Below are 425 nucleotides of genomic sequence, written 5' to 3' on the forward strand. Positions count from 1 at the left end.
GTCGCGGCTGTGGCACTGTTGCTTGCTGTCACGGTTGGCATTGTGCCTTTTGACGAAGCCTTCAGCGGGTTCAGCGACGATATCGTGGTTATTGTCGGCAGTGCTCTGCTGGTGAGCGCAGGGATAGCACGCTCGGGAATCATGGAGGCAGCGATCAAGCGCTTTGCTCCGAAATTATCGGGAGTTCGGTCGCAACTGGCGCTGCTGGTGATCGTGGTCACGATCCTCTCTGCCTTTGTAAAGAATATCGGGGCGCTCGCTATCATGATTCCGATCGCCTTCCAGTTCGCGCGCCGGTCTAACATTTCACCCTCGATATTCCTGATGCCCATGGCATTCGGGTCACTGCTCGGCGGACTAATGACGCAGGTGGGAACATCACCCAACATCGTAGTGTCCCGAGTGCGAGAGGAGCTGATCGGAAC

General features: G+C 56.7%; 1 protein-coding gene. It reads left to right on the top strand.

Translation table 11 applies throughout. From position 1 onward, the window contains the following. Window positions 1-9: 9 nt before the first annotated feature. On the top strand, window positions 10-425 hold a 416-nt coding region (locus tag EN884_RS38250), incomplete at its 3' end, for an SLC13 family permease (protein WP_206617790.1).

It is taken from the genome of Mesorhizobium sp. M7A.F.Ca.AU.001.01.1.1, assembly GCF_004022735.1.
In the GTDB taxonomy this organism is placed as follows: Bacteria; Pseudomonadota; Alphaproteobacteria; order Rhizobiales; family Rhizobiaceae; genus Mesorhizobium; species Mesorhizobium ciceri.